At 56.5% G+C, this 1,780-nt stretch carries 2 protein-coding genes; one reads left to right on the forward strand and one right to left on the reverse strand.

All coding sequences use genetic code 11. The annotated features are described in order from the left end of the window. A partial coding sequence (gene rluB / locus B3797_RS09435; RefSeq protein ID WP_311790952.1) for a 23S rRNA pseudouridine(2605) synthase RluB occupies positions 1-533 on the reverse strand: 533 nt, incomplete at its 3' end. A 286-nt stretch (positions 534-819) separates the two neighbouring features. Here rluB and B3797_RS09440 point away from each other — a divergent pair. Next, on the forward strand, positions 820-1,780 hold a 961-nt coding region (locus B3797_RS09440), incomplete at its 3' end, for an MFS transporter (protein WP_311790953.1).

Consider the following 1,780-nt stretch of genomic DNA (forward strand, 5'->3'; position numbering starts at 1 on the left):
TCGCCGCCGGCAAAGCGCAGCGTTTTAAAGGCTGCCGGGCCATCTTCCAGCTGTACGCCTTTGCTCAGCTGACGAATTTTATCATCGTCCACCTGACCAAACACGCGTACGGCATATTCACGCTCGACTTCACGGCTTGGATGCATCAGGCGGTTAGCCAGTTCTCCATCGGTGGTGAACAGCAGCAGGCCGCAGGTATTAACGTCCAGACGCCCTACCGCGATCCAGCGGGAGCCGCGCAGGCGCGGCAGGCGATCGAATACCGTTGGACGGCCTTCCGGATCGCTTCGGGTGCAGAGTTCGCCCTCAGGCTTGTAATAGGCAAGCACGCGGCATACTTCCGTCGCCGACTCGGCGATAGAGACCAGATGGCCGTCGATGCGGATTTTCAGGGATTTATCGTTTTCAATGCGGTCGCCCAGCGTGGCGAGTTTGCCGTCGATACTGACGCGACCAGCGGCGATTTTTGCTTCGATTTCACGACGGGAACCGTGGCCTGCACGTGCCAGGACTTTCTGTAACTTTTCGCTCATAGCGGCCTCACTGTCGCCTTCCCAGGCGTCATTTGGGTTAAACTTCTTTAAAATCAATAAGTTAAGTTATGATGTTCCGCCCATTATACCTTTAATTTACTGATTTGTAACCTGCTTTATCAGAATAGCAGGCAGGGCGTTTCAGGCTTATACAGGTGACAATGATGGCGGTACGCGGCGCCTCTCCTGCCCGTCTCCCCTCTGTTTAACATCTGTGATCGTCTTCGCAACAGACGTCTTTGCAGACTTGTATGGTAGGCAAGCTTCTGACAAACGGGAGATCCCTATGACCTCTATATCCACGCCATCCGCTAATGCAACCGCCGAAACCGCTGACAACCAGCGCATCATACGCCGGGTTGCCAGCGCATCCGCTATCGGTACCGCAGCGGAATATTATGACTTTTTCGCCTATGGAACCGCCGCAGTACTCTTCTTCGGCCACCTCTTCTTTCCCAGCGATAATCCGCTGGTCAGTACGCTGGCCGCCTTCGCCACTTACGCCGTCGGCTTTCTGGCGCGTCCGGTTGGCGGGATTATTTTTGGCCATATCGGCGATAAGGTGGGACGTAAAAAAGCGCTGGTCGCCACTATCCTGATTGTCGGCCTGGGCACCTTTTGCATCGGTTTGTTGCCGACCTATGCCACCCTCGGTATCTGGGCGCCGGTCTCCTTAATCGTTATCCGGCTCTTGCAGGGATTCGGCGTCGGCGGCGAGCAGGCTGGCGCAGTATTGATGACGGCGGAGTATGCCCAGCCCGCGCGGCGAGGTTACTTCGCCAGCTGGGTACAGACGGGCGCGCCGGCCGGCTTTCTGCTGCCGCTGGCGCTGTTCGCTCTTCTGAATGCGTTCCTGACCGCAGATCAGATGATGAGCTGGGGCTGGCGCGTCCCTTTTTTGCTGAGCGCCCTGCTGGTCATCGTTGGTCTGTTTATCCGGCTGCGAATTGATGAGTCGCCGGTTTTCGCAGAGATCCGCGCCACCAAAGCCGCAGAATCGCGCCCGCTGAAAGAGGTGATTCAGGCTTATCCTGGGCTGGTGATCAACGGCGTAGCGGCGAAGCTGATTGAAGCCTGCGCTTTTGCTCTGTTCACCGTGATTATTCTGGCCTGGGCTAAAGCTAATCAGCTCGACAGTAATATCCTGATGGAGAGCATGATTGTCGCTGTGATTCTGGAAATCTTCGCTATCCCGCTGATGGGTGCGCTTTCTGACCGCATCGGCCGCAAACCAGTCTACCTGCTGG

The organism is Pantoea sp. UBA5923, assembly GCF_002431095.1.
GTDB lineage: Bacteria > Pseudomonadota > Gammaproteobacteria > Enterobacterales > Enterobacteriaceae > Pantoea > Pantoea piersonii.